The sequence below is a fragment of the Shivajiella indica genome (assembly GCF_042683085.1).
GTDB lineage: Bacteria > Bacteroidota > Bacteroidia > Cytophagales > Cyclobacteriaceae > Shivajiella > Shivajiella indica.
Map to the genome: position 1 here is coordinate 66,011 of NZ_JBHUIV010000034.1, position 18,820 is coordinate 84,830.

At 41.0% G+C, this 18,820-nt stretch carries 15 protein-coding genes; 11 read left to right on the forward strand and 4 right to left on the reverse strand.

Annotation, left to right across the window (positions count from 1 at the left end; genetic code table 11):
- Positions 1 to 115 precede the first annotated feature (115 nt).
- The 4 genes from ACFSKV_RS19290 to ACFSKV_RS19305 all read left to right on the forward strand — a co-directional run bounded on the left by ACFSKV_RS19290 (position 116) and on the right by ACFSKV_RS19305 (position 2,715).
- Positions 116 to 619, forward strand: a complete 504-nt coding sequence (locus ACFSKV_RS19290) for a hypothetical protein (protein ID WP_380806628.1) — start codon at positions 116 to 118, stop codon at positions 617 to 619.
- Between the two features lie 621 nt (positions 620 to 1,240).
- Complete coding sequence (locus ACFSKV_RS19295; protein WP_380806631.1) at positions 1,241 to 1,447, forward strand: hypothetical protein; 207 nt, start codon at positions 1,241 to 1,243, stop codon at positions 1,445 to 1,447.
- Complete coding sequence (locus ACFSKV_RS19300; RefSeq protein WP_380806633.1) at positions 1,437 to 1,763, forward strand: type II toxin-antitoxin system RelE/ParE family toxin; 327 nt, start codon at positions 1,437 to 1,439, stop codon at positions 1,761 to 1,763. The genes ACFSKV_RS19295 and ACFSKV_RS19300 overlap by 11 nt, the downstream gene beginning before the upstream one ends.
- A gap of 22 nt (positions 1,764 to 1,785) precedes the next feature.
- Positions 1,786 to 2,715: a DUF4097 family beta strand repeat-containing protein gene (locus ACFSKV_RS19305; RefSeq protein WP_380806635.1), complete on the forward strand. Its 930-nt coding sequence runs from the start codon at positions 1,786 to 1,788 to the stop codon at positions 2,713 to 2,715.
- Between the two features lie 134 nt (positions 2,716 to 2,849).
- Here ACFSKV_RS19305 and ACFSKV_RS19310 read toward each other — a convergent pair whose 3' ends face one another.
- The gene (locus ACFSKV_RS19310) at positions 2,850 to 4,403 is read right to left on the reverse strand and encodes a sulfatase family protein (RefSeq protein ID WP_380806637.1); all 1,554 of its coding nucleotides are present in this window, start codon (positions 4,401 to 4,403) and stop codon (positions 2,850 to 2,852) included.
- Between the two features lie 692 nt (positions 4,404 to 5,095).
- On the opposite strand from ACFSKV_RS19310, the gene ACFSKV_RS19315 reads away from it, so the two are divergent.
- Positions 5,096 to 6,040, forward strand: a complete 945-nt coding sequence (locus ACFSKV_RS19315; protein WP_380806639.1) for a DUF4097 family beta strand repeat-containing protein — start codon at positions 5,096 to 5,098, stop codon at positions 6,038 to 6,040.
- Positions 6,041 to 6,221: 181 nt separating this feature from the next.
- Positions 6,222 to 6,632, forward strand: coding sequence for a hypothetical protein (locus tag ACFSKV_RS19320; protein WP_380806641.1), 411 nt, complete (start codon positions 6,222 to 6,224; stop codon positions 6,630 to 6,632).
- Positions 6,633 to 7,107: 475 nt separating this feature from the next.
- Here the strand turns inward: ACFSKV_RS19320 and ACFSKV_RS19325 are convergent, their stop codons facing one another.
- The gene (locus ACFSKV_RS19325; RefSeq protein WP_380806644.1) at positions 7,108 to 10,239 is read right to left on the reverse strand and encodes a WD40/YVTN/BNR-like repeat-containing protein; all 3,132 of its coding nucleotides are present in this window, start codon (positions 10,237 to 10,239) and stop codon (positions 7,108 to 7,110) included.
- A gap of 185 nt (positions 10,240 to 10,424) precedes the next feature.
- On the opposite strand from ACFSKV_RS19325, the gene ACFSKV_RS19330 reads away from it, so the two are divergent.
- Entirely contained in the window at positions 10,425 to 11,012 is a 588-nt protein-coding gene (locus ACFSKV_RS19330; protein ID WP_380806646.1) for a helix-turn-helix domain-containing protein, read from the forward strand.
- Positions 11,002 to 11,382 carry a HepT-like ribonuclease domain-containing protein gene (locus ACFSKV_RS19335; protein WP_380806648.1) on the forward strand — a complete coding sequence of 127 codons (381 nt, stop codon included), beginning with the start codon at positions 11,002 to 11,004 and terminating at the stop codon, positions 11,380 to 11,382. The genes ACFSKV_RS19330 and ACFSKV_RS19335 overlap by 11 nt, the downstream gene beginning before the upstream one ends.
- Positions 11,383 to 11,440: 58 nt before the next feature.
- Here the strand turns inward: ACFSKV_RS19335 and ACFSKV_RS19340 are convergent, their stop codons facing one another.
- Together ACFSKV_RS19340 and ACFSKV_RS19345 are read right to left on the reverse strand one after the other, a co-directional pair.
- The gene (locus ACFSKV_RS19340; protein WP_380806651.1) at positions 11,441 to 13,777 is read right to left on the reverse strand and encodes a M1 family metallopeptidase; all 2,337 of its coding nucleotides are present in this window, start codon (positions 13,775 to 13,777) and stop codon (positions 11,441 to 11,443) included.
- Between the two features lie 70 nt (positions 13,778 to 13,847).
- Positions 13,848 to 14,429 (reverse strand): HupE/UreJ family protein, encoded by a 582-nt coding sequence (locus ACFSKV_RS19345; protein ID WP_380806653.1) that lies wholly within the window; start codon positions 14,427 to 14,429, stop codon positions 13,848 to 13,850.
- A 90-nt stretch (positions 14,430 to 14,519) separates the two neighbouring features.
- Here ACFSKV_RS19345 and ACFSKV_RS19350 point away from each other — a divergent pair, with 90 nt between their 5' ends.
- The 3 genes from ACFSKV_RS19350 to ACFSKV_RS19360 all read left to right on the forward strand — a co-directional run bounded on the left by ACFSKV_RS19350 (position 14,520) and on the right by ACFSKV_RS19360 (position 18,500).
- A complete protein-coding gene (locus tag ACFSKV_RS19350) occupies positions 14,520 to 15,011 on the forward strand; it encodes a DUF6702 family protein (protein WP_380806655.1) in 492 nt (163 codons plus the stop codon).
- A gap of 154 nt (positions 15,012 to 15,165) precedes the next feature.
- Positions 15,166 to 15,999, forward strand: a complete 834-nt coding sequence (locus ACFSKV_RS19355; RefSeq protein ID WP_380806658.1) for a transporter — start codon at positions 15,166 to 15,168, stop codon at positions 15,997 to 15,999.
- 152 nt (positions 16,000 to 16,151) lie between these two features.
- Positions 16,152 to 18,500 carry an arylsulfatase gene (locus ACFSKV_RS19360; RefSeq protein ID WP_380806660.1) on the forward strand — a complete coding sequence of 783 codons (2,349 nt, stop codon included), beginning with the start codon at positions 16,152 to 16,154 and terminating at the stop codon, positions 18,498 to 18,500.
- The last annotated feature ends 320 nt before the right edge of the window (positions 18,501 to 18,820 follow it).

Here is an 18,820-nt window from a genome sequence, read left to right on the forward strand (position 1 = left end):
TCTATAAAATAACTGGCTAACAGTCTTTTAGGTTAAAAATATTTTAGTTTAAACTTAAACTCTCCGAAACAAAAGCACGTTAAAAAACCAAGATCAATCTTAACCCATTTTTACTATGAAAAAAACTTTACTATACTCCATCTTGGTACTATTTTTTTTCTCTTGTGTAGAATCTGAGGAAGTCATTATTCCAAAAGAATTGGTAGGGAAATGGGAAAAGGAATTTAATGTTGAAGAAGATTCTTGGATTGTTTCTTATGTATTCAATACCAATGGAAATTTTGAAAGTTTCTCTGTAAGAACCATTCAGACGCAAGAGCTTCAACCCGGAATTATAGGTTACTCCAAGGGAAAATATTCCAAAAGAGAAGGCAACTTGGTTTTGTCTAATATCAGGGGATTTTATGCAGAGGATTATTCTAACCCACCAAGCCAGACCAGCCTATTAAAAGAACAGCTGGAATGGATAATACCTGACGAAATTGCCGAATTTTCCCTGGAAGAAAATGACAATATCCTGGTGCTTACATTTTTGGGCTGCAATGATGTTCTCACCCCGAGATCATTGGCCAACTGCGCCCCGCCTACGCCAATGGCCTATACCAGAGTGGAAGAATAACAAAACTTCATTGGGGATAAATTATGGCCGGCAACTAGAATTAAAAGGAATTTTTAGCTTAAAACTAAGTAGAACAAACTAAAACCAGGCTGTTTGTGATTTTTAATCCTGAACAGTGAAAAATTCATAATTACCAAGGAAAAACCCTCCCTAAAAATCCTTTATCCCAACCATAAAATCATTCAATACTTAAAAGTTTAATTTCATGCAACTCAGCAAGGAACTCTTCGGTTAATATCCATAATATGGAACAATTCTACTTTTAAGTCCTGCTTTCCGGGTTTAAATTCATTGCTCACGTGCCGGAAATTGCAGGCACCATTTGCCGTTTTAGTTCATAGTGCTTAGTTTAGGTTAAAACTGCCCCAAGATGGGGCAGTTTTTTTGCCTTTTTACAGCTTTGTCTGAAAACGAAACTTGAAAAGTTCTAAACAGAATCATGCTTCTCATTTCTTTGCCATACAAATTTGACTATTTTTGGGTAAAGGATAAATTTCAAAAATGCTTCCTGAGTATAAACAGTTTAGCATACCACCAAAAGCATTTGATCTCTCTGGTAATCAAAATTATTCCTGAACTTATAAACAAAAAAGGCGTTTTCTTTAAAAAAAAGGATTAGGTATGAAAGTACTATTGGACATAAAAGATGAAAAAGTTGCTTTTATTTTGGAACTGCTTAGTAACTTTAAATTTGTAAAAGCAAAACCCCTTACACCGTACAAAGCAGAAATTTTGGCAGGTTTGAAAGAAGCAGTAGAGGAAGTAAACCAAATTAAAGCTGGAAAGAAAAAAGCCCAACCTTTAAGCGAGTTTCTCGATGAGCTTTAAAGTAGCTACTATCGCCCCTTTCCGTAAAGAAGCCAAAAAACTCATGAAAAAATACCCTTCCCTAAAAATCGAACTAGCTGAACTCGGAAGGCAACTTTCAATTGATCCTACTGCCGGAACTTCCCTTGGAAATAACTGCTTTAAAATCCGCCTTGCAATTGCTTCAAAAGGAAAAGGAAAATCAGGTGGGGCAAGAGTAATTACCCATTTTTATGTAGCTGAGGATACCATATTTTTATTATCCATCTATGACAAATCTGAAAAGGAAAATATTTCTGACAGTCAAATTAAGTCACTTCTTCAGTTTATTCAATAAAAAAACCATAAGGGACCCCGATATGAAACAGCTACTCTTCTTGTTTTTAATACTTGGCCCAATCAGCTGCTATGCCTGGCAAAGCAATCAGGACAAGCCCATCCTTTCCCAAGAATTTTCAGGGCAAACCATTGAAACCTTGGATTTTCAGACCAAAGGCCTTAGCGTTCAGCTCAATTCTTGGGAAGAAGACCGGATTTATGTGGAAGTGCTGGCCTTGAGGGACAACAAACCCGTCAGTTGGGATGACCCCCAATTGGAGAAAAAACTGGAAGCCTATCAATTCAATGTTCAAGAAGTAGGGAACAGACTGATCATTCAGGTAGATTATGAAAAAAAATCGAGACTGAAGTCCGGTAAGGACAATATCCTGCTGCTTTTCAAGGTAATGAGCCCTCCATCCAAAAATTCCTTTTTTAATACAGATGGGGGATCCATTACCCTGGCCGGAATGGATGGAAAGCAACAGCTCAAAAGCCATGGGGGAAGTATTCGGGCCATTGATTGTAAAGGAGAGATGAGTGCAGAGAGTTCGGGGGGAAGCATTTTTGTGGATAAGTTTAAAGGGGAAGTGGACCTGAATTCAGGAGGAGGAAGCTTAAGGGTGGATAGTTTTTCCGGTTCTATAAAAGCAAATTCATCGGGAGGCAACATGAGCCTAACTGACATCAGTGGAAAAGCCATCGCCCTATCAGAAGGAGGAAGCATAAAAGCAAGTTTTGTGAAACCCTTGGAAGAAATTTCCATGACCTCCAAAGGAGCAGGTATAGATTTGATATTACCAAAGGAACTGCCGATGACAGTTAATTTCAGTGGCAGCATAGTGGTCAGCAAGCATCTCAATTTTGAAGGAGAAACCAAAAAAACCCTGGTCAAAGGGACCATCAATGGCGGTGGAATCCCAGTCAGCGCCATAACTTCCGGCGCGAATGTAAGAGTGGATTATAATTGATTTCTGATGTCGGATGTCGAATGTCGGAGTCTATCTCTTGGTACTTAGTACTTGGTACATGGTACCTTTAGATTTTGGATTTTGAGATTTGGAGCTTGGGGTTTGGAGTTTGGGGTTTGAATTTTGAAATTCACCTATTTCAACTCCAATTCCTCCACAGTACCAAAACCTTTTCCCCTGATTTCTTCAAACCTTTTTTTGAGTTTTTCCAGCAATTCGGGTTCGGAAGCTGCGAGATTATTGTTTTGACCAATGTCATTTTTAAGGTTATACAGCTGGAATTCCTTATCATTTCCCAGTTCAATATTGACCTGATTTTGGATAGCAGGACCATCATAAGGCGGAATCATCACGTAATCCCCATATCTCAAAGCAGTGCGGGAAGTGGCTTCAATAATCAGTTCCTCTCTTCCGTCTTGGGTTTTACCTAATAATTCCGAGAGCATATCCATGCTGTCATCCGTGCGGATGTCGCTTCCGACGAGTTTGGAAAATGAAGTCAGGAAATCCAATTGGGAAACCAAGGCATCAGAAACCGCTGGTTGGATTTTTCCTTTCCAATAAACCATAAATGGGACCCGGGTACCCGCTTCAAAGAGACTGTATTTCCCTCCTCTCAAAGGTCCCCACGGGGTATGATTCCCCAATTTTTCCACGGCATCATCATAATAGCCATCATTTAAAACAGGGCCATTGTCTGATGAAAAGACCACCATAGTATTTTCCAAAAGCCCTTCCTCTTCTAAAGTTTTCATGAGTTCCCCCACACACCAATCGGCCTCTAGGATCACATCCCCTCTGGGTCCCATACCTGATTTTCCCACAAATCGTGGATGTGGTGTCCTGGGCACATGGGGTTGCTGCAAGGCATAATAAAGGAAGAATGGCTGGCCCTCTTGCTGATTTTTGATATAATGTTGGGCTTTCTGAAGGAATTCATCGGCCATATCCTCATCTATCCATTTGGCCTTTTCACCGCCTTTCATAAATCCTATGCGGGGAATCCCATTCACAATGCTATTGTTATGCCCATGGTGCCATTTCATTTTCAGTAATTCAGAGTTATCCAATCCGGTAGGTTCCCCCTCAAAATTTTGATCATAATCTACCAAAATGGGGTCCTCTTTTTCAAGACCTACCACATTTCCATTCTCTATATACACCGTAGGTACCCTATCCTGGGTAGCAGCCATGATATAGGAATAATCAAATCCGACTTCATTGGGCCCTGGGGAAATGGGTTCATTCCAATCTGCAAATCCATCCCCTAATCCCAGATGCCATTTTCCTACCACGCCGGTGTGATAACCCTTAGTTTTCAGCATTTTGGGAATGGTCATTTGATCCACGTCAATCAAGAGTGGAGCGGTACCCGGTAAAATTTTGGCGTTTTCATTTCTCCATGGATATATTCCTGTAAGTAATGCATATCTACTGGGCGTACAGGTCGCAGAGGTGGCATAGGCATTGGTGAACCTGAGTCCTTCATTGGCCAGCCGGTCCATATTTGGGGTCTGGATTTCAGTGGCCCCATAGGCACTGAGGTCCCCATAACCCAAATCATCCAAATAAATGATCACAATATTGGGAAGTTGGTCTATTTGACCTGTTTCTTTTACCTGACACCCCAATAAAAATGTGGAAAAACCAATCACCATCAGGGTGAATGCTGATATTTTACTCTTCATAAGCTATTTGGAATCTTTGGTTGGTCCTTTTTCGCATCGCATTTAGGAATTTGATGGTAGCTATTTTGGATTGCATTTTTTCGACCTCCGTGATGTATTGATCAAAAAGAAAGATAATAAATGAGTGGTTACCAATCCAAATAAACTTTTTATATCCCATCATAATTTCTTCAGAAAGCACTTTTTCATGAATTAAAGAGGGTTGATAAATTTCTGTACTTCCAAAACTCTATTTAGAAAATTTCATTAATAATAGATTCTAATCATTAAATGCAATTTTAAAAACTGTGTGACCCCATTGGGGTCAAATGCCTATAGAATTAATTGACAGCTATAAACATACGACCCTGTTGGGGTCGAATACCGTAATCTTATCCACTTAGGAAAATGTATAGAATCGCCGGGGATAAGCAATGTGAATTTTTAAGGTAAGAGCCTGGATAGTGCATTGTTTTGGTCCAAGGCAAAGTCTTGAACCAGTTGGAGTTTGAAGTTTTGGATTTTGGAGTTTGAATTTTGGTAATTGGTAATTGGTAATTGGTAATTGGTAATTTAATTTCGTTCGTATGCGGTCAAAAATACGGTCATCGGACAGGGCAAACCGCTAAAAAAAGATCAAATAAGCCTGTTGTAAGCCTTTTTGATAATGGCATGAATCTGGTAAAATATGTTTTACCTAAACCAAACTTGCTATGAAAACGCTAAAACTGCTATTATTTACCTACCTCATGTCACTCCCTTTTTTTTCCTATGCAGAAAAGGGAATGGTATTTTTTGCTGATCCCTACATTGCTAAAGAATTTTCCGCGGAAGGTATTAAATCTTTGGATATCAGCTCTTCCGGTTCCAGTATTGCTGTTTCCTCATGGGATGAGGACAAGGTGTATGTGGAAATATTTGCCAGACGAAATGGAAAAGAGGTGGATGTGAATGATCAAGAAATAAAGGAAAGACTAAACGACTATCAGGTAGAAGTGGATCAGTCTGGGGATAAGGTATGGGTTTCCATACAATCCAAAAACAAATCCAATTGGAATTTTGGCAAAAACAACATCAGTTTTTCCATACAGGTACAGGTTCCGGAGGAAATGTCTACCAATTTCAATAGCAGTGGAGGATCGATTTCCCTTCAAGGCCTGGAAGGAAACCATGATATCAAGAGCAGTGGGGGAAGTATTAAGATCTCAGCTTGTGAGGGAAATTTAACAGCCAAAAGTTCAGGAGGAAGCCTTTCTATCAATCATTTTGATGGAACTATGGTGTTGAATACAAGCGGTGGATCGGTAAAAGTAGACGAATTTTCAGGAGAGATCTCCGTGAATTCTTCAGGAGGCAGTGTAAATTTGAATGAGGTTTCAGGTATGATCGTTGCAAGTTCTTCAGGAGGTAGTATCAAAGCCAATATTGTCAACCTGGAAGGAGAGCTTTCCCTTAAAGCAAGCGGGGGCAGCATCAGTGTAACCCTTCCTGAAGATGAAGGTATGGACCTGAATATCAAAGGGGGGAGTGTATCTTCACAGCTCGCCTATTTTGAAGGGGTAAAAACCAGGGATCAGATCATCGGAAAAGTCCATGGAGGCGGCATACCTGTGACTCTTTCCACCTCGGGAGGCTCTATCAAAGTGGACAAAAGATAGGTATTGTGAGGATGTTGGATGTCTCGAATGTCGGAAGTGAGATGTGGATGTCGGTGTCTTAGTCTTGGTACTTTGTACTTGGTACTTGGTACCTTTGGATTTTGGATTTTTAATTATTTTTTCCCTTTAACCACAACAACCTGGGGTATAATTTTCGTCATGGCAACAAATTAAAGAAGCCATGAAAAAAATTGTACTCCTTTTTTCTTTTTTATTCCTGCTGAGTTCCTGCATGGATCAGGAAACCATGACATTTGAAAGCGGTGAATTCCCCTTAGGATCATGGTCTAATCTTGAATACAATGAGACTGGATTTTCCATGGAGCGGACCAATGCACTGAAGGAAAATACTTATGGTTTTATTTTTCAAGAAAACGGAAAATTAATCAACCGTTCAAATTCGGGTTTTTGCGGTACACCTCCCATAGTAACACAGGATTTCTCCGGAAAATGGAAGGTTGATGGAGAGGTATTGAAAGTGGAAATGGATTTTTGGGGAGGAAAGATCATTCAGGAATGGCGTATTTTATCGCATTCCGCCAGATCTGTAAGGGTAGAGGTGATCAAGAATGAGTATAAATTTGATTCCTGAAAAAATCAAATTCCAAAATTCAAACACCAAAATCAAAATTCTTAAGGCCGGGTTTTTAGATTATGCAGTGCCGATTTTGTGGAAATTATTTTTTGGCACTGTGGCCAATTATTTAAACAGCAAGGAACGCCAATGTCCTTAAGGGATTTTGGCAATTCAATCAATGATTCTTTGCGAAGCTTTGGGTATTATTCTTTGCACCCTTTTCGTGAACCATCTTTCTTAAACCGCAAGGGACGTGCGGGAATTCATTCTTAATTCCTCATTCTTAATTCATAATTACTAATTCCTTTACCGAAATCCGAAACCTATGGCCCATAGTGATCTTCGCGCCTTTGTGGGAGCCAAATTCAATTTTTTATCCGGAACATTTACTGTCCCAAATCCGCCTTCCAAATTCCGAAACCTTAATGAAAACCCTTAATTCATTAAATTCTTAATGGTTTGAAAATCCGACATCCGCCTTCCAATTTCCCTACTTGACAAACAACACCCCTATCCCGGCTTCCTGGAGCAAGTTATTATAAGCCGGAATTGCCGAATTAATCAGGCGTTCCCCTTCCGTTTTGAGCACTTCCCATTGTGCTGAAAGTTCTGCATATCGTTCTCTCGATCCTTGATTCACTTTTGGTATCTGACTTTCCGTCTGGTTCATCAGGAAGAGGTAATTGGCTGTAAACTTATTGGGGAAGTTTTCCACATCATCATAGGCTTTGGACTTTCTCTGGACCATATCTTCATCCCATGCCTGCATGGCTTGGAGCAGTTTTTTTCCTTCATCCAAGAGAGCTCTCCGGCTTTCATCTCCTTCTATTTTATCCAAGAAGCTTTTCAGCTGTACCTGGTAATCCATGGCTTTATTGACCATATTATGCATTTCAGTCAAGGAAGTCTCCATTTCCAGCATAAAGGTATGATATTCCTCATATTGAGCCGGGCTGGTTTCGAACAAAGGATTATCCAAAACCTTAGACCTTACACTGGATTCACCAGGCTCTGATTTGAGATGAAGGGTATAGGTACCCGGTATGACTTTATGTCCCCTGAAACTGGATTCAATATAGGCTTTAGGAAGCCCTGGCATGGTAGGATATCGCATATCCCAGACAAAACGGTTCAGACCTTTTTTAACAGAAAGTACTGGTTCCGGTGATGGTCCACCATCATAAGCAATGAATTTAGTGTCTTTTTTGCTGGAAAATTTCCGGACAAGGTTCCCTTTTTCATCCTTGATTTCCAAAGTCAGAAGAGTGGTATCAGCAATGTTTTCCGGAAGATGGTAATAAATCACTACGCCATTGGCAGGGTTCACTCCTGACAGCGGTGATGTTCCAGTGGCCTCGCTTGAATTCATGGAAGAATACCAATGGCCTATGACCGCGTCATCAGGGGTATAAAGTTGTGGTTTATCCACAGTCTTATTCATCTCTCTGACCACATTCAGGTCATCCAATATCCAGTAGGATCTTCCGGCAGTAGCCACCACCAGATCATCATGGGCCACCTTCAGATCTGTGATAGGGGTTACCGGCAAATTGAGCTGGAAGGGCTCCCAGCTGGAACCTCCATTGCGGGAAAGGTACATGCCTGTTTCAGTACCGGCATAAAGTAAACCTTTGACTTTGGTATCCTCCCTAACCACCCGGGTAAAAGCACCATAAGGTATTCCCTTACTGATATTGGTCCAGGTTTTACCATAATCTGTGGTCTTATACAAAGCAGGTGTGTAATCATTGAATTTATACCGGGTGGTAGCAATATACACTGTTCCGGGATCATGGGGAGATACTTCGATGGCATTTACCAAACTTTCGGGCATTCCATTAGGTGTCACATTAGTCCAGGTTGCTCCACCATCCTTGGTCAGGTGAACCAATCCATCATCACTACCTGTCCAGAATACCCCCTTTTCATGTGGAGCTTCGATAATATAGGCAATTGTTCCATAATTTTCTGCTCCTACAGCCTCATTGGTATATGGGCCTCCGCCCTTGCCCTGCTTTTCTTTTTCATTACGGGTCAGGTCTGGGGAAATTACTTCCCAGGAATTCCCCATATCCCTTGTTCTCAAAACATATTGAGCAGCATGGTAAAAGGTACCGGGCTCATGTTTTGACCAAATGATAGGCGCATTCCAGTTGAAGCGGTATTTCATATTACTGGCGTCCCTGCCCAGATATTGTATCGGAGCAATCATCACATTGGTAGATGCTTGGGATTTGGTGTCCAATAGTTCAATGGTACCCAGATAACTTCCCCCCATCACATACCTTGGATCATCCGGATCAAAGGCCAAAAAGGCAGACTCACCACCAGCCGAATAATTCCAGTGTTCCTGCGTTATCTCACCCCTTCCCAAAGCCAGGCTGTTGATGACAACAGCAGTATTGTCCTGCTGGCCTCCATAAATTCTATATGGAAATTGATTATCCGTATTTATTCTGTAAAACTGGGCCGTGGGCATATTGTCCTGTCTGGACCATGTTTTGGCATGGTTAAATGAAATGGCTGCCCCTCCGTCATCTGCCATGACCATATTGTTGGAATTTTTTGGATTGATCCAAAGATCATGATAATCTCCATGGGCATTAGGCAATACTTCCCAGGTCTTGCCGCCGTCGATAGACCGTAAGGCAGGAGCGCTAAGCACATAGACGGTATGTTCTGCATTCGGATCTGGAAAAACTTCAATATAATACCAAGCTCTCTGAACCAAGCGGTTGTCACCACTCACTTTAGTCCAACTTTCCCCTCCGTCTTCAGATACAAACAAGCCACCCAATCCTTTTTCCGAATCACTTTCGATCAATGCATATACTTTTTGGGAATTTGCACGGGAGACGGCAATGGCCATTTTTCCCATTTCCTTAGGGAGGCCATTTTCCAACCTTTCCCATGTTTTCCCAGCATCAACAGACTTATAAAGCCCACTTCCTTCCCCACCTGAGATCACTTTCCAGGGCAGACGCTGATGTTCCCACATGGCAGCATACAGTACATCGGGAAAGTTCATGTCCATGGACAATTCTACCGCACCCGTCAAACTGTTCACAAAAAGTACTCGCTCCCAGGTTTCCCCACCATCAGTGGATTTATAAACCCCTCTTTCTTCATTGGCAGCATGCAAAGCGCCCTGCGCAGCGACAAATACAATATCTGGGTTTTCCGGATGGATGATTATCCTGGATATATGTTGGGTTTTTTCCAATCCCATTTTTTTCCAAGTGCTTCCACCATCGGTGGATTTATAGACCCCATCTCCATAGGAAGTCATCACGCCACGTGGTGCATGCTCTCCCATTCCCACGAAAACGATCCTTGGATGGCTTTCTGAAACCGCAATGGCACCCACAGAGCCTGTAGTAAAATATCCATCTGAAATATTGCTCCAATGCTGTCCTGCATCTGTTGTTTTCCACACTCCACCACCTGTAGTACCCATGAAATAGGTCAAAGGATCACCAACGACTCCACTTACTGTAACGGACCGGCCACCACGAAAGGGACCTATATTGCGGTATTTTAAGGGTAGGGAGGAATTGAAAATATCTTGGGCAGACACCTGAAAACATAAGAAAACCAGGATAATGCAGAGGAGTTTTTTCATAATTAGATTTTGGTATTTAAAAAGATCAAGTTAAGCAACAGAAACTAAAATTACTTACTGCTATGTCAAATTTAATTTGTTCCATAAAACAACTTCAATCGTGCGGTTCTGTTTCTGGATATTTTGAGGCTGAGCGTTTATTAGTTTGACAAATTTTGTCTAAATTTATAAAATAAAGGTTTTACATGGATTATTTTGGAGAGCTAATAAGAGAATTAAGAAAGAGCAGGAAGCTTTCGTTGAAGCAGGTATCCGGTGTTTTGGAAATCGATCAAGGCCTGTTGAGTAAAATAGAACGAGGAAAAAGAAATGCCACCAAGGCCCAGGTAATTAAGCTAGCTTCGTTTTTTAACGTGGCTGAATCCGACTTATTGGTAAAATGGATGTCTGATAAGTTGCTGTATCAGATCAATGGAGAAATGTTAGGGCGGGAAGCACTGTCTGTTGCAGAAGAAAAAGCAGCTTATATACCGTCCCTTTTTTATGAAAAGAAAGAAGTTGAACAAGCGATTTGCAATGAGCTCGCTAATTTTTCTAAAGTAAAAAAAGCATGGATATTTGGTTCTTTTACCCGTGAGGACAACATCTCTCCAAATGATGTAGACCTAGCCATAGAGGCTGAGGAGGATACCTCCTATTTTGATTTAGCAGATATCAAATTCGTGTTAGAGAGACTCTTGCAAATGCCTGTTGATATTGGTTTCTATGACTCGATTGATTCAGTAGCTTCTCAAGAGATAAAAAAAGATTTGAGGTTGATTTATGAAAGATAAGAGACTCAAAAGTAAGGCTAGACTTATACACATCCAACAAGCCATCGAGTCTATTCAAAGATTTACCAAAGGTCTGGAAAAAGAATCCTTTGAAAAACATGAGTTGGTACATCAAGCAGTTTTAATGCAGTTTATTGTTATCGAAGAGGCCATTAATCATGTAGATGATGAAATACTTAACCGCTATACCTATCCCTGGTATAAAGTCAAATCATTCCGAAACTTCATTGCCCACGAGTATTTCAACCTCAAGCTAAGTGCTGTGTGGGAAATCATTTCACAGGAGCTTGGAACTCTATCTTTGGTTATCAATGAAATGATCGCCAACGAGTTTCCTACATCATTTTTTACTCAAAGGAAAACTTTTTAAAACCAAAAAAGCCCTGAAAAGTCAATTTTCAGGGCTTTTTATTTTATTTCTCAATTCATTATCTTCCAGTACGAGCACGTTTCATAGGATTATCTCCCCTTGCAGCTCCTCTGACGCCTCCAGCTCCTTTGAACAGTTCAAATCGGCTTGGTACAAACTGTCTTGGCCAATAATTATTGGACTCATCGATATCTGCTGTTTCCCTTAAGGGATCCAACACTATATTGGAAACCTCTTTTTTCTTGGCAAACACTTTACTAACTTCCCATTCATTGAGTCTCCAGATTTCGGCAGGAATTCTTTCCACCTCGGAAGTTCCGTCAGTATAGTTAAATTGAATTATCAAAGGCATCACAAGACCTCCCACATTTCTGAATTTAAGCTCATAAAAATTCAGCCCACTGTTCAGCAATTCTTTTTCTTTTGGATTCAAAGAGGCCATAAAATCATTGTAAGCTTTTTCATCCTCTGGGGTTACCGTAAATGGATTATAGCTGTTGTAGAAATCCCGGGTTGCAGGATCAGCTTCTACCACGGATTGTGGAATGTCTTTTTTGTTATAATCCATGGAAATATGGTAGGCTTCTTTGTCAGCAGCCTTCTTCTCATCTGCTTTTTTCTGAGCAGGAGTTCTGTTATCCAGTTTATACCAATTTACAGCCTCTAAAGAAATATCCACAGGTTCAGCACCGAAGAACCATCCTCTCCAGAACCAATCCAGGTCTATGCCGGAAGCGTCTTCCATCGTCCTGAAGAAATCATCAGGAGTCGGATGTTTGAACATCCATCTTTCTGCATATTCTTTGTAGGCATAGTCAAAAAGCTCCCTGCCCATGATGGTTTCCCTGAGGATATTCAATGCTGTCGCAGGTTTGGCATAAGCATTAGGACCAAACTGGATAATATTTTCAGAATTGGTCATGATAGGCTCCAAAAGGTGCTTTTCGCTGGCCATGTATGGTGCAATTTTATGTGCAGGCCCTCTTCGGGAAGGATAATTTCTATCCCATTCCTGTTCGGCCAGGTATTGCATAAAGGTATTCAATCCCTCATCCATCCAGGACCACTGTCTTTCATCAGAATTGACAATCATAGGGAAGAAATTGTGCCCAACTTCGTGAATAATCACAGAGATCATCCCGTATTTGATGGCATCGGAATAAGTGCCATCCTCATCCGGACGTCCATAGTTGAAACAGATCATAGGATACTCCATTCCATTGGTAGCTTCAACAGAAATGGCTACGGGATAAGGATAGTCAAAAGTTCTTGCTGAATAGGACTTTATAGTATGGGCCACCACCCTTGTTGAATACTGCTCCCAAAGAGGATTTCCTTCTTTGGCATAGTAAGACATGGCCATTACATCTTTACCTCCCTGTTTGACAGCCATGGCATCCCAGATGAATTTACGGGAAGAAGTCCAGGCAAAGTCTCTTACATTTTCTGCATGGAAAACCCATGTTTTTTTGTCTCTGGCCTTTTGTTTTTCCAACCTCTCCGCTTCCACTTGGGTTCTGATGATGACAGGTTTGTCATAGGTCTTTTTAGCTTGTTCCCACCTTTGAAGTTCTGTTGAACTTAGCACTTCATTCGGATTTTGTAAAACCCCTGTTGCTCCCACCATATGGTCAGCAGGTACCGTGATTTTTACTTTATAATCCCCAAAAGTCAGTGCAAATTCACCCCTTCCTACAAACTGCTTATGCTGCCATCCTTCAAAGTCAGAATAAACAGCCATTCTGGGAAACCATTCCGCCATGGTATAAAGGTAATTTCCATCTTTTGGGAAAAATTCATATCCCGGACGGCCACCGATAAAGCTCATCCTATCATGGATATTAAAGCTCCAGTCCACGGTAAACTCCGTACTTTGTCCCGGCATCAATGGCTGTGGAAGATCTACCCGCATCATAGTCTGAACAATGGTAACAGAGATGTCTTTTCCTGACATATCCTTTACCGAATGGATTTTATACCCCAAGTCCAGGTCATGCCACAAAATGGACTCCAACTGGCGTAAGCTCATTCTTGGATTGATGGTACTTTCCGCGATTTTTGGGGTATTGGAATCCTTTGCCCTTTCGTTTTGGTCCAATTGGATCCAAAGGTATTTCAAAGGGTCAGGGGAATTGTTGTAATAAGTAACTTTTTGCCAACCTTTAATAGATTGGTTATCATCATTCAGTTCGACTTCTATTTCATGATCCGCTTTTTGCTGCCAATACATATGACCAGGGGCACCGGATGCCGTTCTGTATACATTGGGAGAACGAAGCATGGGCCCCAATTGCTCAAAACGCTCGGCGTGATTCTGCTCTGACCATTGCGCAAAGGAAGGAATGGCGCTTATAATAATTAAAAGGAAGGATGTTAGGGTAAATAGTTTTTTCATAAACTTTTCATTTTAACCAATTCAAACTCTCATTTTTATTGTTTGAGGGATTATGCGCTTTTATTTAATACTACCAAAATTTAGTGTCCAACATCATCATGATGGACATGCCCAACACAAGGGATGAAATGACCAAAGCCCAATCTCTCCTGTTTATGCCAATGATGCCTACCAATATACTGGAAGTAACCATAAATATGACAACAATTGCCAATTGGCCTACTTCCAAACCTAAATTGAATGCCAATAAGGGTTCGAATATAGAAGATTCTTTGCCTAAAAGGGATCTCAGGTAATTGGAAAATCCCAATCCATGGATCAGTCCAAAGAAAATGGCAAAGAGGTAATTGATCTGAATACCCCTGCCAGTGGATGATTTAGGTTTAAATATATTACTTAAGGCTGTGATTCCTATGGTCACAGGAATTAGAAATTCCACCCATTCAGCATTTACTTTGACCAATTGTAGCGTTGCCAATGCCAAGGTAATGGAGTGGCCTACTGTAAATGCGGTGACCAGAATGATGATTTTCTTCCAGTCCCTTAACACATAAATGGCACAGAGTGCCACTACAAATAAAATATGATCAAAACCATCTAAATCCAGGATATGCTGGATTCCCAATTGAAAATACAGTTGAAACTGTCCCATTCGCTGCTTATTCCTTTAATTCCTGAATTATTTTTCAGAGATGCAAGTTTAATGTCTAATTTGCAAAGAAAATAAAATAAGCTTATCCAAATGCAATTGAATTATATATTCCTTCTCTTTTTGGGATGGAAGGTGTTTTTTCACCCTTTCTATATCAGCTTAACCGAAATAAGATACAACACCAACAATGGTCGTTTGGAAATCGCCCAAAAAATCTTCTGGGATGACCTGGAAGTTGCTTTGGGAGACCTATATTCATCCAAAGTGGATTTTCTGAACCCATCAGATAGAAATGCCCTTGAAAAAATGGCTGCGGAATACCTTTTAGAAAGAAATGAAATCTCCGTAAACGGTAAAAAGGTGAAACTGAATTATCTGGGTTTTGAAATTGAAGAAGAAGCAGCCTGGTTCTATCTGGAGTCTGAAAAAGTAGAAACTCCCAACCAAGTTGAGGTTTACAATAATGTTCTTATCGAGCATTTTGAAGGTCAACAGAATATCATCAATTTTTATATAGACAAGAAACCCAAGAGTTTAATTTTGTACAAGGGGAAAGAAAAAGGGATTTTAAATTTTCCTTAATTTCAAAATCAGCTAGCAAAGGTTTGTATATTCGTACAAACAGTTCCCTGCAATGAACGCTAAGGTTTCATATTCCGGAAAAATATTTTTTTGTATCTACATTTTTTGTCTAAACCATCCCATTTTTTCACAGGATCTTGACCCAAGGGCCTACATGAGAGTTCCTCTTAAAACAACCGTATTGGTAACCGGCCTTGGTTATTCCTTTGGCGATGTTGTGACAGATCCGACCATACCCCTTCAGAATATTAAAGCGGATTTGCTTACTTCATCTATTGGTATTTCCCATGCATTCAACTTTTTTGGTTTAAGTTCACAGGCATTGGTGGTCTTTCCTTATGCCTGGGCCAAAGTTTCAGGAGATATAGAAGAGGTATCTGCCAGTGTAAGCCGCTCCGGATTGGCAGATATGCGTTTAAGGTATTCCGTTTTGGTCTTTGGGGGCGAAGCAGCCACATTGGAAGAATTAAGAAATGCCAAAAGAAACACCATTATCGGGACAAGTATAAATATTATTGCCCCGACTGGCCAGTTTTTCGAAGACAAGCTGATCAATTTGGGAACCAACAGGTGGTCTTTTAGACCTGAACTGGCCATCTCACACCCAATTGGAAAACGTTGGCTGGCTGATTTTTACAGCGGTGTTTGGTTTTTCACCGCCAACAATTCATTTTTCCCTGGGGATGTGGTCAGAACACAAAAACCAATGGGCGCATTTCAGGCCCATTTGAGTTACAACATCAACCCTCTATTTTGGGTAGCACTAGACGGTACATTCTATGCTGGAGGGAAATCTTCTCTAAATAATATTGTCAATGATGACAGAGCAGAAAACACCCGGCTTGGAATCACCGCCGTGGTGCCTACTGGAAAGTTTAGCTCTTTAAAATTTGCATTTAGTACCGGCGTAATTGTACGTTTAGGTCAGGATTTCACTACCTTGACATTGGGTTGGCAAAAATCATGGGTCAGTGGATTGAATAAATAATTTTTACTTAAAATAAATAGGCATTTACCTAAGGCGATGAGAGAATTTCGCCATTAGCATCCAGTATCAATTACAAAAATGTTTCAAGTTCTGTGAAAAGTCGGCTATTTGACTTCGTGAATGGCTGTGAAAACAGGAATCCATTATAGGTTTTGGTTTCTTTTTTATTTTCTTGTGGGCAAAACCAATATTCAACATCCAAAAAAGAATCCGGTATTAATCCAGGAGAAATAGATCGAACCAACCTTCCAATAAAAACACCAATTCCAGCGACCACGAGTGAATTGGATGTTCGCAATGCGACAATTCCACCTCGTTTTGAGGTAAAAGCTCCTGAAGGAGCGCCCAATGTGATTCTTGTTTTGGTCGACGATCTTGGTTTTGCAGGGACCAGTGCTTTTGGTGGCCCGGTTGCAACACCCACTTTTGATAAGGTAGCATCTGAAGGAATCTATTTTAACAACTTTCATACAACCGCAGTGTGTTCTCCAACCCGGGCTGCAATAAAAAGCGGTCGTAACCACCAGGCAAATAATATGGGTTTCATAACAGAAATGGCCACTGGATTCCCTGGAAATACAGGTGAAATTCCACAAAATGTTGCGCCATTAGCCGAGATGCTCAGGTTGAATGGGTACAGTACTGGTGCTTTTGGCAAGTGGCATGAAACTTCAACTTGGGAAACCAGTGTTTCCGGTCCATTTGACCGTTGGCCACACCGACAGGGTTTTGATAAGTTTTATGGATTTTTTGGAGGAGAAACCAATCAATGGGCCCCCTTTGTATATGACGGAACACATCCTGTAGAACTTCCTGAGGATCCCGACTATCATTTCATGAAGGACATGACCGATCAGGCAGTAGCCTGGATGAAGTATCAAAAAGCGCTTACACCTGAAAAACCCTACTTCATGTACTTTGCTCCGGGAGCAACACATGCCCCACACCATGTTCCTCAAAGTTACATTGACAAATGGAAAGGTAAATTTGATGGGGGATGGGATGTTATGCGAGAGCAAATTCTGGCTCGTCAAATTGAAATGGGCATTGTCCCTAAAGGAACCAAACTTGCTCCAAAACCTGAAGCTATTCAAGATTGGGAGAGTTTAACAGCTGATCAGAAAAAATTATTTACCAGGCAGGCTGAAGTTTTTGCCGGTTTCTTGGACATGACCGACTATGAAATTGGACGACTGCTGGATGCTGTTGAAGCAACTGGGCAAGCGGATAACACCATGATTATTTTTGTGTATGGAGATAATGGAACAAGCGCCGAAGGTGGAGCAAATGGCATGTTCAGTGAAATGACCTATTTCAATGGCGTGCAGGAAACAGTAGAAGATATGCTCAAAAAATATGACAAGTGGGGAAGTCCTGAAACCTATCCGCACATGGCAGCAGGATGGGCAGTGATGTTTGATACTCCTTATAAATGGACCAAGCAGATGGGCTCTGATCATGGTGGTACCAAGGTAGGCATGTCTATTCGCTGGCCGAAAGGAATTAAAGCAAACGGTGGATTACGTAATCAGTTTGCTCATGTGATAGATATTGCGCCTACCATTCTGGAAGCGGCTGGTTTGCCCGAACCAAAAATCGTGAATGGAATCGAACAGCGACCTATGGACGGAATCAGTCTTGTATACGCCTTCAACGATGCCGCTGCGAAAGAGCGGCACACCACCCAATATTTTGAGATAATCGGTAACCGTGCCATTTACCATGAAGGCTGGTATGCAAGAACCATCCACAAGGCCCCTTGGGAAGAAAAACCGCGCAGACCGTTATCAGAAGATATCTGGGAACTGTATGATGTAGCGAATGATTTCAGTTTGGTAAATGACCTGTCAGGTCAGTATCCAGAAAAACTCAAAGAATTGCAGGACCTGTTTATGAAAGAAGCGGAGAGGAATTATGCTTTGCCAATTGATGACCGTACTTTCGAGAGAATGATTGCCGCAAATGTAGGACGTCCTGATATCATAGGAGACCGAAAGACCCTTACGCTTGCCGAGGGAATGGTTGGGATGTCAGAAAACGTATTCATCAATATCAAAAATCGACCAATCACGCTTACCGCAGAAGTTGAAATCCATGCAGGCACCACCGCCAATGGTATTTTGATTGCTCAAGGTGGACGATTTGGTGGTTGGGCATTGTATGTAAAAGACGGAATTGTTGCTTATGACTATAATTTCTTGGGAATTGACCGCTACACAGTATCAGCGAAGACAAAATTGACCCCGGGCAAGCATACCATCGTGTTTGATTTTGCTTATGATGGTGGAGGACCAGGAAAAGGAGGAATGGGAACCCTGTCCATTGATGGAACCAAAGTTGGCGAAGGCCGAATTGAGCGTACCCAACCTGGCATATTCTCTGCTGATGAAACTGCCGATGTGGGCATCGACCTTGCCACACCTGTGGTAGAAAGAATTGGCGCCGAAGCCAGATCAAAATTCAACGGCAGAATACCTAAGTTAGTAGTAGAAGTGAAGTAGTTGAATATTCACGTTTCCAATTGATATAAAATACAAAATGCCCATCATGAAGTCTATTCCAATAGTGTGATTGATTCTTGATGGGCATTTCATAAAATTAATACTCGTCTTGACCCTATTCTCCCCTTTAAAAGGAATTATTTTGAAGGAGTGATTTCATTAACGCCATTGATACTGGCCTTTGCGATTCAAATCCCTGTATTGGAAGCTATATTAATGATAGTGGTATTTATTGTGATCACAAACTCATATAGTCTTGCGAAATAAACTCATGTAATTTCAATTAACAGGTTATAGAATTAGTTAATTTTATATATATA

Bases quoted from the DNA above. Each gene is read 5' to 3' on its own strand.
- ACFSKV_RS19350 (WP_380806655.1), top strand. From the start codon at position 14,520: ATGCAATTGAATTATATATTCCTTCTCTTTTTGGGATGGAAGGTGTTT.
- ACFSKV_RS19300 (WP_380806633.1), top strand. From the start codon at position 1,437: ATGAGCTTTAAAGTAGCTACTATCGCCCCTTTCCGTAAAGAAGCCAAA.
- ACFSKV_RS19325 (WP_380806644.1), bottom strand. From the start codon at position 10,239: ATGAAAAAACTCCTCTGCATTATCCTGGTTTTCTTATGTTTTCAGGTG.
- ACFSKV_RS19290 (WP_380806628.1), top strand. From the start codon at position 116: ATGAAAAAAACTTTACTATACTCCATCTTGGTACTATTTTTTTTCTCT.
- ACFSKV_RS19305 (WP_380806635.1), top strand. From the start codon at position 1,786: ATGAAACAGCTACTCTTCTTGTTTTTAATACTTGGCCCAATCAGCTGC.
- ACFSKV_RS19310 (WP_380806637.1), bottom strand. From the start codon at position 4,403: ATGAAGAGTAAAATATCAGCATTCACCCTGATGGTGATTGGTTTTTCC.
- ACFSKV_RS19335 (WP_380806648.1), top strand. From the start codon at position 11,002: ATGAAAGATAAGAGACTCAAAAGTAAGGCTAGACTTATACACATCCAA.
- ACFSKV_RS19345 (WP_380806653.1), bottom strand. From the start codon at position 14,429: ATGGGACAGTTTCAACTGTATTTTCAATTGGGAATCCAGCATATCCTG.
- ACFSKV_RS19295 (WP_380806631.1), top strand. From the start codon at position 1,241: ATGAAAGTACTATTGGACATAAAAGATGAAAAAGTTGCTTTTATTTTG.
- ACFSKV_RS19315 (WP_380806639.1), top strand. From the start codon at position 5,096: ATGAAAACGCTAAAACTGCTATTATTTACCTACCTCATGTCACTCCCT.
- ACFSKV_RS19340 (WP_380806651.1), bottom strand. From the start codon at position 13,777: ATGAAAAAACTATTTACCCTAACATCCTTCCTTTTAATTATTATAAGC.
- ACFSKV_RS19355 (WP_380806658.1), top strand. From the start codon at position 15,166: ATGAGAGTTCCTCTTAAAACAACCGTATTGGTAACCGGCCTTGGTTAT.
- ACFSKV_RS19320 (WP_380806641.1), top strand. From the start codon at position 6,222: ATGAAAAAAATTGTACTCCTTTTTTCTTTTTTATTCCTGCTGAGTTCC.
- ACFSKV_RS19330 (WP_380806646.1), top strand. From the start codon at position 10,425: ATGGATTATTTTGGAGAGCTAATAAGAGAATTAAGAAAGAGCAGGAAG.